This window comes from Hydrogenophaga sp. 2FB, from assembly GCF_005503365.1.
Lineage (GTDB): Bacteria > Pseudomonadota > Gammaproteobacteria > Burkholderiales > Burkholderiaceae_C > Hydrogenophaga.
Genome location: NZ_SCML01000051.1, coordinates 33,869 through 46,687 on the forward strand (window position 1 = coordinate 33,869; position 12,819 = coordinate 46,687).

A 12,819-nucleotide genomic window follows, 5' to 3' on the forward strand; every position below is an offset into this window, starting at 1 on the left:
TTGCGCTGGGCGGCGGCGGTCTTTTTCACAGACTTCCCTCCAGGCCGTTGCCCTGTTCGGCCGCCAGTTCGTTCACGGCCGCCACGAAGACGCGGGCGCGGTGTTCGTAGTTGTCGAACATGTCCAGGCTCGCGCAGGCGGGCGACATCAACACCGCGTCGCCCGCGTGCGCCTGCTGCGAGGCCAGCGCGACGGCGTCGGGCAAGGTGGCCGCGTCCAGCAGTGGCACGGACGCCTGCCCCAGTGCGCTGGACACAGCTTCACGGATGCGGCCCGCATCGCGGCCGATGGTGACCACGGCACGCGCGAAACGCGCCAGGGGATCGGCCAGCGGCGAAAAGTCCTGGCCCTTGCCATCACCACCCAGGATCACGACCAAGCGGCGATCGACGCCGAGGCCATTCACCGCCGCGAGCGTTGCGCCGACGTTGGTGCCTTTGCTGTCGTCGAAGTACTCGACCTCGTCGACGATGCCCACCAGTTCGACGCGGTGCGGCTCACCGCGGTACTCGCGCAGGCCATGCAGCATGGGGCCCAGCGCGGCGCCGGTGGAACTGGCGAGTGCCAGGGCGGCCAGGGCGTTGGCCGCGTTGTGCCGGCCCCGGATGCGCAACGCTTCCACCGGCATGAGGCGCTGGAAGTAGACCTCTTCGTCTTCCTCCACGCCACGGCCGCGTTTGCGCGTTTCGTCCAGCGCGACGGCGCGCACCAGCCAGGTCATGCCGTTGACGGATTCGATGCCCCAGTCGCCCGCCCGCGTGGGCGCGTCCAGGCCGAACGTGGCCCAGGGACGTGCGCTTTGCTGGCGGTTGCGGTTGCCCACCTTCACCGTGACCAGGCCGGGCTTCATCGCCATGACCTGCGGATCGTCGCGGTTGAGCAGCATGAGCGCCTGCGCGCCGAACACCGCGGCCTTGGCCTGCGCGTAGGCGGCCATGCCGCCGTGCCAGTCGAGGTGGTCTTCGGAGAGGTTGAGCACGGTCGCGGCCGTGGGCACGGCGTTCCAGTCGCCACCCAGGGTGCGGTCGAGCTGGAAGCTGGAGAGTTCGAGCACCCACGCTGTTGGCAGGTGTGCCGGTTGCGGTGGCGCCACGGGTGGAGGCACGAGCTGGGTCGCGCCTTCGTCGTCTTCGCTCGGGGCGGGTGCGGCTTCGTCGGCCGCGTCCACGGCGGCTGCGCTGTCTTCGGCGTCCTCGTCGAGCAAGCTGGCTTGTGCATCAGGCTCGGGTGCCGCTTCGGCTTCGGCTTCGGCTTCGGCTTCGGCCTCCGCCTGGGCCTCTGCGACCGCGACAACCGCGGCTTGGGCCGCAGCCTCCGCCTGCTCGGCCTCGGCCTTCTCCTGCGCTTCGGCGGCGGCGCGTTCGTCGTCGGCCTTTTGCGCCACGGCTTCGTGGTCCAGGGCCGCGGACAACACGTCGAGCAGGTTCGGGCCGATGTTGCCGGCGACGGCCACGTTCACACCGGCGCGCTGCAACAACAGGCCGGTGAGCGAGGTCACGGTGGTCTTGCCGTTGGTGCCCGTGATGGCCAGCACCTTCGGGCGGTACAGCAGGCGCTCGCGCTGCGCGAGTTCGCGCAAGGCACGGGCGAACAGGTCCAGTTCACCGACCACGGCCACGCCGTGTTCCTGCGCCCAGGCGAACACGCCTTGCAGCAGCTCGGGCGCGAGGCCCGGGCTGCGCGCGATCAGGTTCCACTCGGCACGCGCCATCAATGCACCGTCGAACGGCCCGGCCACGAACAAGGCGTCGGGGCATTCGGCGCGCAGCACCGCCCACTGCGGCGGCGCCTCGCGCGTGTCGGCCACGGTCACGCGCGCACCCTGGCGCACGCACCAGCGCGCCATGGCCAGGCCGGAGGCGCCCAGGCCGAGGATGAGGACGGACTGGTCGTTCATCTGAGCTTGAGCGTGGACAGCCCCACGAGGCACAACAGCATGGTGATGATCCAGAAGCGCACGACGACCTGCGTCTCCTTCCAGCCTTTTTTCTCGAAGTGGTGGTGCAGCGGCGCCATCTGGAACAGGCGTCGGCCCGTGCCGTAGCGGCGCTTGGTGTACTTGAACCAGCCCACCTGCAACATGACCGAGAGCGCCTCGACCACGAAGATGCCGCCCATGATGGCGAGCACGATTTCCTGGCGCACGATGACGGCGATGGTGCCCAGCGCGCCGCCGAGCGCGAGCGCGCCCACGTCGCCCATGAAGACCTGCGCCGGGTGGGTGTTGAACCACAAGAAGGCCAGGCCCGCGCCGGCCATGGCGGCGCAGAAGATCATCAGCTCGCCCGCGCCAGGGATGTGCGGCAGCAGCAGGTACTTCGCGAACACCACGTTGCCGGTGACATAGGCGAACACGCCCAACGCCGAGCCCACCATGACCACCGGCATGATCGCCAGACCGTCCAGGCCGTCGGTGAGGTTGACCGCGTTGCTGGCGCCCACGATGACGAGGTAGGTCATGACCACGAAGCCGGCCACGCCCAGCGGGTAGCTGATTTCCTTGAAGAAGGGCACGAGCAGGCCGGCCTGCGGCGGCATGTCGAGCGTGAAGCCCGAGCGGACCCAGGCCACGAACAACTCGAACACGCGCTCGTTGCTCGTGCCGGACACGGCAAACACCAGGTAGAACGCGGCGACAAGGCCGATCACCGATTGCCAGAAGTACTTCTCGCGCGAGCGCATGCCCTCGGGGTCCTTCTTGACGACCTTGCGCCAGTCGTCCACCCAACCGATCGCGCCACAACCCAGCGTGACCAGCAGCACGATCCAGACGAAGCGGTTGGACAGGTCGAACCACAGCAGCGTGGACAGCGCGATCGCGAACAGGATCAACACGCCGCCCATGGTGGGCGTGCCGCCCTTGCTCAGGTGGGTCTGCATGGCGTACTCGCGGATCGGCTGGCCGATCTTGAGCGCGCCCAGGCGGCGGATGAAATACGGCCCCGCGACCAGACCCACGAGCAGCGCGGTCATGGCCGCCATCACCGCACGGAAGGTGAGGTACTGGAACACCCGCAGGAAGCCAAAATCGGGTGAGAGGCCTTGCAGCCAGAGGGCCAGGCTAAGCAGCATGGGCGTTGTCCTTCTTGTGGGGGGCGGCGTGCGCGGGGTCCAGCGCCTGCAAGGCCTGCACCACGCGCTCCATGCGCATGAAACGCGAGCCCTTGACGAGCACGCTTTTGAAGATGGGTCGGTCGTCGCGCACCAGGGCGCAGACGGCACCGGCGAGCGCGGGCACCTCGGCCCAGTGCACGACCTTCGGGAGCGGTGCGCTGGCCTGGCGCATCCAGTCGCCGCTCACGTGCACCGCTTCGATGCCGCGCGCCAGCGCGTGGCGCAGCACTTCTTCGTGGAAGGCCAGGCCCTGCTCGCCGACTTCGCCCATGTCGCCCAGCACCAGCAGGCGCGGCGCGGGCAGTTCGGCGAGCACGTCGATGGCCGCGCGCACGGAATCGGGATTGGCGTTGTAGGTGTCGTCGATCAGCGTGAGCTTGCGCTCCTCGACGCGCAGGGCCAGGGCGCGCGAGCGGCCGCCGACCGGCTCGAACGCATTGAGGCCGCGCACGACCGCTTCCAGCGGCACACCGGCGGCGAGCACGCATGCGGTGGCGGCCAACGCGTTGCGCACGTTGTGGCGCCCGGCGATGTGCAGGTGCACGGTGGCGTCGCCCGCGGGCGAGGTGAAGCCGAGCACCCAGGCGCCGTCGACCCAGTCGGTCTTGACGGCCTTCACGTCGGCGCCTGCGTCGCTGTCGCTGAAGGTCAGCACGCGGCGTGCGCCGGCGAATTCGCGCCACAGCGGCGTGTAGGTGTCGTCGGACGGGAACACGGCCGTGCCGTTCGCGCCCAGGGCCCGGATGACCGCACCGTTCTCGCGCGCCACGGCTTCGACAGTGGCCATGAATTCGAGGTGCTCGCGCTGGGCGTTGTTCACCAGCGCCACGGTGGGCAGGGCCAGCGCGGCGAGCTCGGCGATTTCGCCCGGGTGGTTCATGCCCAGCTCGACCACCGAGAGCCGGTGCGTGGCGTTCAGGCGCAGCAGCGTGAGCGGCACGCCGATGTCGTTGTTGAAGTTGCCTTGCGTGGCGTGCGCAGCCTCGCCGGCGGCAGCGCGCAGGATGGACGCGACCATCTGCGTGACCGTGGTCTTGCCGTTGCTGCCGGTGACAGCAATCAGCGGCAGGTCGAACTGGCTGCGCCACAACCGCGAGAGCTCGCCCAGCGCGCGGCGCGTGTCGGGCACTTCCACGCCCGGCAGGCCGGCGCCGGCCAGGCCGTGGTGGGCGATGGCGGCGAGCGCGCCCTGCCCTTGCGCCTGCGGCAGGAAGTCGTGCGCATCGAAGCGCTCGCCCTTGAGCGCGACGAACAGGTCGCCCGGCTGCAGGCTGCGGGTGTCGGTGTGCACGCGGGTGAAAGGCAGGTCGGGCTGGCCCACCAAGCGGGCGCCGGGCAGTTGCGACAGGAGTTGGCCGAGGGTCTTCATGCGCCCACTCCATTGCCGTTGCGCCGTGCGAGCGCCTGACGCGCCTGCTGCAGATCGGAGAACGGTTTCTTCACCCCCAGCGCATCCTGGTAGTCCTCGTGGCCTTTGCCGGCGATCAGCACCACGTCGCGCGCATTGGCGCGGGACACGGCCAGGGCAATGGCGCGCGCGCGGTCGGGTTCGACCACGGCCGCGTCGGGTGAGGTCAGGCCGGCCAGCATCTGGCGCAGGATCAGCATCGGGTCTTCGCTGCGCGGGTTGTCGCTGGTGAACACCGTGCGATTCGCTTCGCGCTCGGCGGCGGCGGCCATCATCGGGCGCTTGCGGGCATCGCGGTCGCCGCCGCACCCCACCACGACCCAGAGCGCACCGCCGCGCTTGTGCGCCAGCGGTTGCAGGGCCTGCAGGGCTTTTTCGAGTGCGTCGGAGGTGTGCGCGTAATCCACCAGCACCAGCGGCTGGCCGGGCGTGCCCGCAGCGGCATGTTCCATGCGACCGGGCACCGGTGTGAGCGCGGCGCAGGCCGTGACCGCGTCGGCCAGCGGCACGCCAAGCGCGCGCGCCGAGGCCAGCACGCAGAGCAGGTTGGACACGTTGTAGCGGCCCACCATCGGCAGGCTCAGCGCATGGCTGCCGACCACGCGACCCTGCGCGTCGCGCTCGCCCACCTGGAAAGCCATGCCGCTGTCGGTGAAGACGAGGTCCTGCGCGAACAGGCGCGCCTTGGCCGAATCGATGCCCACGGTCCACAGGCCGAGCCCGCGCGCGGCCAGCGTGGCGGCCAGGCCGACGCCGCGCACGTCGTCGATGTTGACCACCGCGCTCGCCAGGCCCGGCCAGTCGAACAGCGCGGCCTTCGCGGCCCAATAGGCTTCCATGCTGCCGTGGAAGTCGAGGTGGTCCTGCGTGAAATTGGTGAACACCGCCACGCGCAACTGCGTGGCGTTGAGCCGGCCTTCGACCAGGCCGATCGACGAGGCTTCGATGGCGCAGGCCTTCAAGCCGGCGTCCACGAAGCGGCGCAGTTCGGTCTGCAGCATCACCGGGTCGGGCGTGGTGAGGCCCGTGGGCACCAGCGCCAGGCTTTCGCTGCCAGGCACGGGCGGGCGGCCCATGCCCAGCGTGCCGACCACCGCGCAGGGCTTCTGGCACACGGAGAGCAGTTGCGCGATCCACCACGCGGTGGAGGTCTTGCCGTTGGTGCCGGTGATGGCCACCATGTCGAGTTCGGCGCTCGGCGCGCCGTGGAAGGCACTGGCGATCGCGCCGGCCGCGTTCTTCAGGCCTGGCACCGCGACCACGCGCTCGTCGTCGAACGCATAGGGCTCCACGCCTTCGCGCTCCACCAGCGCCGCGACGGCGCCGGCGTCCAGTGCGCTGGCCACGAAGCGGCGCCCGTCGGTGGCCGCCCCTGGCCAGGCCACGAAACCGTCGCCCGCTCGCACGCGGCGGCTGTCGCAGTGCAGCTCGCCGACCGCGCGCTCGCGCAGCCAGTCGGCCACGGCTTGGGGCGTGTCCATGACTCGCATCAGAAGGATTCCTCCACCACTTCGGTGACGATCTGAGGCTTCACATTGATGTCGGGCTGCACGCCCAGAATGCGCAGCGTCTGCTGCACGGTTTCGCTGAACACGGGCGCGGCGACCAGGCCACCGAAGTACTGGCCGTTGCTGGGCTCGTCGATCATCACCGCGACCACGATGCGCGGGGACTCCAGCGGCGCCAGGCCCACGAACCAGCTGCGGTACTTGTTGCTGGCGTAGCCCTTGCCTTCCTGCTTGTGCGCGGTGCCGCTCTTGCCGCCCACGGAATAGCCCATGGTCTGCGCGCGCGAGCCGGTGCCGCCCGGGCCAGCGGCCAGGCCGAGCATCTGGCGCACGGCAATGGTGTTCTTCGCGCTGAACACACGCACGCCCTGCGCGGGCTCGTCGGTCTTCTGCAGCGTCAGCGGGATCAGCTCGCCATCGTGGGCGAAGATGGTGTAGGCCTGCGAGATCTGGAACAGCGAGGCCGACAGGCCGTAGCCGTAGCTCATGGTGGCCTGCTCGATCGGGCGCCAGGTCTTGTACGGGCGCAAGCGGCCCGTGACGGCGCCCGGGAACGGCACCTGCGGCTTCTGGCCGAAGCCAGCCTGTGCGTAGATTTCCCACATCTCGCGCGGGCTCATCTGCATGGCCATCTTGACCGTGCCCACGTTGCTCGACTTCTGGATCACCTGCGACACGGTGAGCACGTCGTAGGCGTGCGAATCGCTGATGGTCGAGCCACTGATCGTGATGCGACCCGGCGCGGTGTGGATCGGCGTGCTGGGCGTGACCAGCCCCTTGTCCAGCGCCAGGGTGACGATGAAGGGCTTCATGGTCGAGCCGGGTTCGAAGCTGTCGGTGAGCACGCGGTTGCGCAGCTGCTCGCCGGTGAGGTTCACGCGCCGGTTCGGGTTGTAGCTCGGGTAGTTGGCCAGCGCGAGCACTTCGCCCGTGACGGTGTCGACCACGATCACGCTGCCCGCACGCGCCTTGTGCTGCATCACCGCGTCCTTGAGCTTCTGGTACGCGAAGTACTGCACCTTGCTGTCGATCGACAACTGAATGTCGGGACCATCCACCGGCGGCACGACGTCGCGCACGTCTTCGACCACGCGGCCCAGGCGGTCCTTTATCACGCGGCGCGAACCGGACTTGCCGGCGAGCTTCTGGTTGAACGCGAGCTCCACACCCTCCTGGCCGATGTCTTCCACGTTGGTGAAGCCCACCACGTGCGCGGCGGCCTCGCCTTCGGGGTATTGGCGCTTGTATTCGCGGCGCTGGTAAATGCCCTTGATGCCAAGCGCGGCGATCTCCTTGGCCACCGGCTCGTCCACCTGGCGCTTGACCCACACGAAGGTCTTGTCGTCGTCGCCCAGGCGCTTGCGCAGGTCGGCCAGCGGCATCTCGAGCAGCTTGGCGAGCTGGCGCAGCTTGGGGTCCGAGCGGTCCACGTCCTCGGGAATGGCCCAGATGCTTTGCGCCACCACGCTGGAGGCGAGGATGAGGCCGTTGCGGTCGAGCACGCGGCCGCGGTTGGCCGGCAGCTCCAGCGTGCGCGCGAACCGCACCTCGCCCTGGCGCTGGAAGAAGTCGTTGCCGAACACCTGCACGTAGGCAGCGCGGCCCGCCAGGCCGGCGAACGCCACGGCGAGCGCGGCCACGATGAACTTGCTGCGCCACACCGGGGTGCGGCTGGCGAGCAAGGGGCTGGCGGAGTAGTTGATGCTGCGGCTGCTGCGTGCCATGTTCAGCGCTCCGTCTCGGTGGGGGTGGCCGGCTTCGGCTCGAACACGGTGACGTACTGCGTGATGCCCGGCGTGACCGGTCGCATCTGCAATTGGCGCGCGGCGAGTTGCTGCACGCGCGCCGGCGTGGCCTGCGCGCGCTTTTGCACCTGCAGTTGTTCGTGTTCGGACTCGAGCTTGCGCGACTGCGCCTGCGAGCGGTCCAGCGCGGTGTAGAGGCGGCGCGACTCGTATTGCGTGTGCACGAGGTAGAACGCGCTCGCGATCACGGCCAGCAACAGCACGAGGTTGAGACGGATCATGCCGGCGCCTCCGTGCGCTCGGCCACGCGCATGACGGCGCTGCGCGAGCGCGGGTTGCCCCTCACTTCTTCGTCCGAGGGCATCACACGCTTCATGCCCACCAGGGCCATGGGTGTCGGCTCGGCAAACGGCACGCGGCGGTCCACCACGGCGCGCGAGTGGCGCGCCATGAACTGTTTGACCATGCGGTCTTCGAGCGAATGGAAGCTGATCACCACCAGTTTTCCTCCCGGGCGCAACACGTTCAGACTGGCCTCTAGCGCTTGTTGCAGCTCTTCAAGCTCGGCGTTGATGAAAATCCGAAAAGCCTGAAATGTGCGCGTTGCAGGGTCCTTGCCCGGCTCGCGGGTTTTGACCGCGCCAGCCACGACTTCGGCCAGCTCGGCGGTGGTTCGAAAATGGCCCCGTTCCTGTCGGCGACGATCAATCGCCTTTGCAATCGATTGAGCAAACCGTTCTTCGCCATAGTCACGAATGACCTCCGCCAGGGTTGAGACTTCGGCCGTCTCCAGCCATTGCGCCACGCTCTGGCCGCGCGTGGTGTCCATGCGCATGTCCAGGGGACCGTCGTTGCGAAAAGAAAAACCCCGTTCGGGGTCGTCGATCTGCGGGGAGCTCACGCCCAGATCCATCAGCAGCCCATCCGCGCTCGCGGCCCCCAGTTCTCCCAGGTGGCTGAAGCCCTCGTGCCGAATGGACAAGCGGCCGTCGAGGGCCGCCAGTTCCTGCGCAGACTGCACCGCCAGCGGGTCTTTGTCGAAGACGGTCAGCCGCCCCTTGAGGGACAGCTGCTCGAGGATCCGGCGCGAATGCCCGCCGCGCCCGAAGGTGGCGTCGACGTAGTGCCCGTCCGGGTTGATGTCCAAGGCCTGCACAGCCTCGTTCAACAGGACGGTTTGATGGGTCCATGCGCCTTGCACCATCGGCCTTAGAAAGAAAAGTCCTTGAAGACATCGGGCATGTCGGCCTTCATGGCCTCGGCTTCCTGCGCGGCATACACCTGCGCGTCCCACAGTTCGAAGTGGGCGCCCATGCCGAGCAGCACGACGTCCTTGCTGATGCCGGCGCCCGCGCGCAACTCGGGCGAGACCAGCACGCGGCCCGAGCCGTCCATGTCCACGTCCATCGCGTTGCCCAGAAAAATGCGCTTCCACCACTGGGCGGACATCGGCAGGTTGACGATGCGTTCACGGAATTGCTCCCACGCACTGCGGGGAAATACCATCAGGCAACCGTGCGGGTGTTTGGTGATCGTGAGTGCCGCGCCCAGGGCGTCACGGTGCCGGGTCGGCATGGAGAGCCGACCCTTTGCATCGAGACTGAGAGAAGACGCGCCCTGGAACACTGCGGTCAATCCTTAAAAGACACTTTTCACCACTTAATTGCACTTTTTTCCACTGTATCAGGAAAACCACTGCTCGCAACTTGCCTGAGTGCAGATTTATGTAATGAAATCAACCACTTAGGAAACATTTAGAAGCCAAATGCCCAATAAAAGTGCAGTAAAAGCAAGCACTTACAACAGGCTCTGAAAGTGATGCTTGAAAACCCTGCTGCAGTCAGGGCTGTATGAAAAATCAGGTGACAGCGCGACAGGCGGCTGTGCACGGCCTGCGCGCCGATTTCATGCATGACATCGATATGCAACAGAAAAGGAATCGATGGCATCGAAGTTGACTTGTCTCTACTATCGTTGCCAAGACAACAAATAACCCCTATGAACGAGCAACGCTACACCGTCGGCGTCGTGCAGGCAGCGCCGCAATACCTGGACCTCGCCGCGTCCGTGGACAAGGCCGTGGCCCTGATTGCGCAAGCCGCCCAAGACGGGGCGCGCCTGCTCGCTTTTCCCGAGGTGTGGTTGCCGGGTTATCCGTGGTGGATCTGGCTGGACGACCAGCCACGGCCGGCACTGGTACAGCGCTACCTGGCGCAGGCGTTCACCCACGACAGCCCCGCCGCGCGCACCATCGCGCAGGCCGCAGCCGCGCACCGCATCCACGTCGTGGTGGGCATGGCCGAGCACGAGGGGGACCAGCTCTACATCGCGCAATGGCTGGTGGACCCGCGCGGCGTCACACTGCTGAAACGGCGCAAGGTCAAGCCGGGCCCGCTCGAACAACGGGTGTTCGCCGAAGGCGGCGAGCACGACCTGCCGGTGGTGGACACGGACCTCGGCCGCGTGGGTGCGCTGGCGTGTGCCGAACACCGGCACCCCTTGCTCAAGCACGCCATGCACCTGCAAGGCGAGACGATCCACGTGGCCGCATGGCCGAGCTTCTCGCTCGCGGGGATACCCAACATGTCCAGTCCAGAGACCTTCCTCGCGATCAGCCGCACCTACGCGGTCGAAGGCGGTTGTTATGTGCTCGCGCCTTGCGCGCCGGTCACGCAGCAGATGCGCGATCTTGTGTGCGAGACACCGGCACAAGCCGCCCGCTTGCAGGTCGGCGGCGGCCATGCGCAGATCTTCAGTCCCACGGGCGATCCCCTGTGCCAACCGTTGCCGCCGGACGCCGAGGGCATCCTGTTCGCGGAAATCTCGCCCGCCGCCGTCACACGCGCCCGACAAGCATTCGACCTCGCCGGGCATTCCGCGCGCGCGGACCTGGTCTGGCTGGACGGCCCTCTGAGCCGGAAAGGAAACGCGTAATGCCACCCCTGCAGGACAACACCAAGGGCGTTGACGTCACCAAAAACCTGACGTACCGCGTGATCCTGCTCGCGAGCACGCTCAGCCGATCGGCCAACCGGTCGCTGCCCCGCGAAGCCGGCATCTCGGTGGCGGAGTGGCGCGTTGTTTCCATCATCGGCAGCCGCCCGCACATTTCCTTCAATGCGTTGGTGCGCACGCTCGACATCGACAAGGGCTGGATCAGCCGCACGCTCGCCCAGCTGGAGAAGGACGGCCTCGTCATCAAGACCCCGGACCCACAAGACAAGCGGCAGTTCCAGTTGGCGTTGAGCGACAGCGGGAGGGCATTGCACCTGAAGGGTTCGGGTGTCTCGCGCCAACGGCAGCAGAAACTGGAATCGGCTTTCTCTGCTTCGGAAATGCGCATGCTGGAATCGCTGCTGGACCGCTTGCAAAAAACAGCAGAAGGCATGGACTGAGCACCATGGCCATGCTACTCAACGACGAACAGCAGGCCATGCGCCAAGGCGCGCTCGGCGAGCCGCTGCGCTGGGCGATCGAGCAGCAGATCCAGGTGGGCGAGCTGTTCGGCGCGGCCCGTTTTGTGCCGGTGGCATCGGCACAGGTGGGCGCCGAGATCGGCACCATGGGCGAGGCCGGCTTGCGCGTCGTCGAGTCGCTGGTCCACGGCGGTGCGTTCGTGCGGGTGCCCACGGTGACGGCCGCATGCAGCGTCGACTTTCAGCGTTCGTGTGCCTACGGCGTGCCCCGCAGCCAGGTCGACGCCGAGTCGCGCCTGCACACCGCCCTGCGCGCCATGGGCTGCATGGACACGTCGACCTGCATCAACTACCAGACCGTCTCACCGCCGCGCTTTCGCCAGCATGTGGCCTGGGGCGACACGGGTGCCGTGACCTTCGCCAATGGTGTCGTCGGCGCGCGCTCCAACTACGAGGCGGGTCCGGCCTCCATCGCGGCCGCGCTGACAGGCGTGGTGCCCGAATACGGTTTTCATCTGCCCGAGCACCGCATCGCGACGCGTGTGTTCGAGGTCGACACCCCACTGGTGGGCACGGCGGACTGGTCCGCGCTCGGCGCCCTGGTGGGGTCGGAGATCGCCGACTACTGGACCGTGCCGGCCATCGTCGCCGAAGGCAGCACGGCCAGCATCGACGACCTGAAGCATTTCGCCGCGGCCGTCGCGAGTTTTGGTTCGGTGGCCATGTTCCATGTGGTTGGCGCGACCCCCGAGGCCTCCACGCTCGACGAAGCCTGCGGCGGCCAAGTGCCCGCCGAGGTCCGCCGCGTCACGCGGTCGGATCTGCGGGTGGGCTCGCGCGCCGACTTCTCCCAAGTGGATCTGGTCGTCTTCAGCGCCCCGCAACTCTCGTTGCAAGAGGCCGTGCAAGTCGTGCGGCTGCTCGATGGCCAACGCGTGGCGCAAGGCACGCGCCTGATCATGACGGTGAACGCGCAGGTGGAGTCCGAGCTGACGCGCCTGGGCTTTCTGAAACAACTGCAGGACGCCGGCGGCGAGCTGATCACGGGCACCTGCTTCTATGTCATGGCGCCGGTGCTGGTGCGCCAGACGCTGGGCGCGAAGACGCTGCTGACACCCTCGGCCAAGCTCATGAACATCCTCGGTGGCGCCGGCTACGACGTGGGCCTGGCCAGCGTCGAGGCGTGTGTCGAGGCCGCGGTTCGCGGGAGGCTGCCATGAGCTTGCTGCTGCAAGGCCCCATGGGCTTCGGCCCTGTGGTGGAAGGCATTGCCATCGTCTCCACGCACGGCTTCAACGCGCGCTACGACCTGGACCGCGTGAACGGCACGTTCTCGCGGCCGGACCACGACCACCACGGCGAATCCCTCGCCGGAAAAATCTATGTGTTCACCACACCCAAGGGTGGCATCGCCACCTCCTGGGCCTTGCTGGACCTGTTCGAGCGCGGGCTCGCCCCGCTCGGCCTGGTGTGCCGCCGCGCCAACCCGGTGGTGGTGCAGGGCGCGGTGCTCGCGGGCATCCCGTTCATGGACCGCCTTGATCAAGACCCGGTGATGGCGCTGCGCAGCGGTGACCGCATCCGGCTGAATCCCGCGGCCGGCAGGCTGCAGGTTCTCCACCCCGCTC

Annotated in this window: 12 protein-coding genes; 4 read left to right on the top strand and 8 right to left on the bottom strand. The window is 67.8% G+C overall.

Features of this window, described 5'->3' with window-relative positions; translation table 11 throughout:
• Nucleotides 1–25: 25 nt before the first annotated feature.
• Genes murD through mraZ form a run of 8 tightly spaced genes read right to left on the bottom strand, consistent with a single transcriptional unit; the run spans nucleotide 26 to nucleotide 9,401 of the window.
• Nucleotides 26–1,897, bottom strand: a complete 1,872-nt coding sequence (gene murD / locus FFS09_RS23855) for a UDP-N-acetylmuramoyl-L-alanine--D-glutamate ligase (protein WP_137921437.1) — start codon at nucleotides 1,895–1,897, stop codon at nucleotides 26–28.
• Complete coding sequence (gene mraY, locus FFS09_RS23860) at nucleotides 1,894–3,072, bottom strand: phospho-N-acetylmuramoyl-pentapeptide-transferase (RefSeq protein WP_137921438.1); 1,179 nt, start codon at nucleotides 3,070–3,072, stop codon at nucleotides 1,894–1,896. Before mraY ends, murD begins: the two co-directional genes overlap by 4 nt.
• Nucleotides 3,062–4,483: a UDP-N-acetylmuramoyl-tripeptide--D-alanyl-D-alanine ligase gene (locus tag FFS09_RS23865; RefSeq protein ID WP_137921439.1), complete on the bottom strand. Its 1,422-nt coding sequence runs from the start codon at nucleotides 4,481–4,483 to the stop codon at nucleotides 3,062–3,064. The genes mraY and FFS09_RS23865 overlap by 11 nt, the downstream gene beginning before the upstream one ends.
• Entirely contained in the window at nucleotides 4,480–6,012 is a 1,533-nt protein-coding gene (locus tag FFS09_RS23870; RefSeq protein ID WP_137921440.1) for a UDP-N-acetylmuramoyl-L-alanyl-D-glutamate--2,6-diaminopimelate ligase, read from the bottom strand. Before FFS09_RS23870 ends, FFS09_RS23865 begins: the two co-directional genes overlap by 4 nt.
• A complete protein-coding gene (locus tag FFS09_RS23875) occupies nucleotides 6,012–7,754 on the bottom strand; it encodes a peptidoglycan D,D-transpeptidase FtsI family protein (protein WP_137921441.1) in 1,743 nt (580 codons plus the stop codon). Before FFS09_RS23875 ends, FFS09_RS23870 begins: the two co-directional genes overlap by 1 nt.
• 2 nt (nucleotides 7,755–7,756) lie before the next feature.
• Nucleotides 7,757–8,056 carry a cell division protein FtsL gene (ftsL, locus tag FFS09_RS23880; protein WP_137921442.1) on the bottom strand — a complete coding sequence of 100 codons (300 nt, stop codon included), beginning with the start codon at nucleotides 8,054–8,056 and terminating at the stop codon, nucleotides 7,757–7,759.
• Nucleotides 8,053–8,979, bottom strand: coding sequence for a 16S rRNA (cytosine(1402)-N(4))-methyltransferase RsmH (gene rsmH, locus FFS09_RS23885; RefSeq protein ID WP_137921443.1), 927 nt, complete (start codon nucleotides 8,977–8,979; stop codon nucleotides 8,053–8,055). The genes ftsL and rsmH overlap by 4 nt, the downstream gene beginning before the upstream one ends.
• Nucleotides 8,980–8,984: 5 nt before the next feature.
• Nucleotides 8,985–9,401 (bottom strand): division/cell wall cluster transcriptional repressor MraZ, encoded by a 417-nt coding sequence (gene mraZ / locus FFS09_RS23890; protein WP_137921450.1) that lies wholly within the window; start codon nucleotides 9,399–9,401, stop codon nucleotides 8,985–8,987.
• Nucleotides 9,402–9,773: 372 nt separating this feature from the next.
• Between mraZ and FFS09_RS23895 the strand changes: the two genes are divergently transcribed.
• The 4 genes from FFS09_RS23895 to FFS09_RS23910 all read left to right on the top strand — a co-directional run.
• On the top strand, nucleotides 9,774–10,709 hold the full coding sequence (locus tag FFS09_RS23895; protein ID WP_171020159.1) for a carbon-nitrogen hydrolase family protein: 936 nt from the start codon (nucleotides 9,774–9,776) through the stop codon (nucleotides 10,707–10,709).
• Nucleotides 10,709–11,170: a MarR family winged helix-turn-helix transcriptional regulator gene (locus tag FFS09_RS23900; RefSeq protein WP_137921445.1), complete on the top strand. Its 462-nt coding sequence runs from the start codon at nucleotides 10,709–10,711 to the stop codon at nucleotides 11,168–11,170. Before FFS09_RS23895 ends, FFS09_RS23900 begins: the two co-directional genes overlap by 1 nt.
• 5 nt (nucleotides 11,171–11,175) lie before the next feature.
• On the top strand, nucleotides 11,176–12,411 hold the full coding sequence (locus tag FFS09_RS23905; RefSeq protein WP_137921446.1) for an aconitase X catalytic domain-containing protein: 1,236 nt from the start codon (nucleotides 11,176–11,178) through the stop codon (nucleotides 12,409–12,411).
• Nucleotides 12,408–12,819, top strand: a 412-nt coding sequence (locus FFS09_RS23910; protein WP_137921447.1) for an aconitase X swivel domain-containing protein, incomplete at its 3' end; no start/stop codon positions are given. The genes FFS09_RS23905 and FFS09_RS23910, both read left to right, overlap by 4 nt.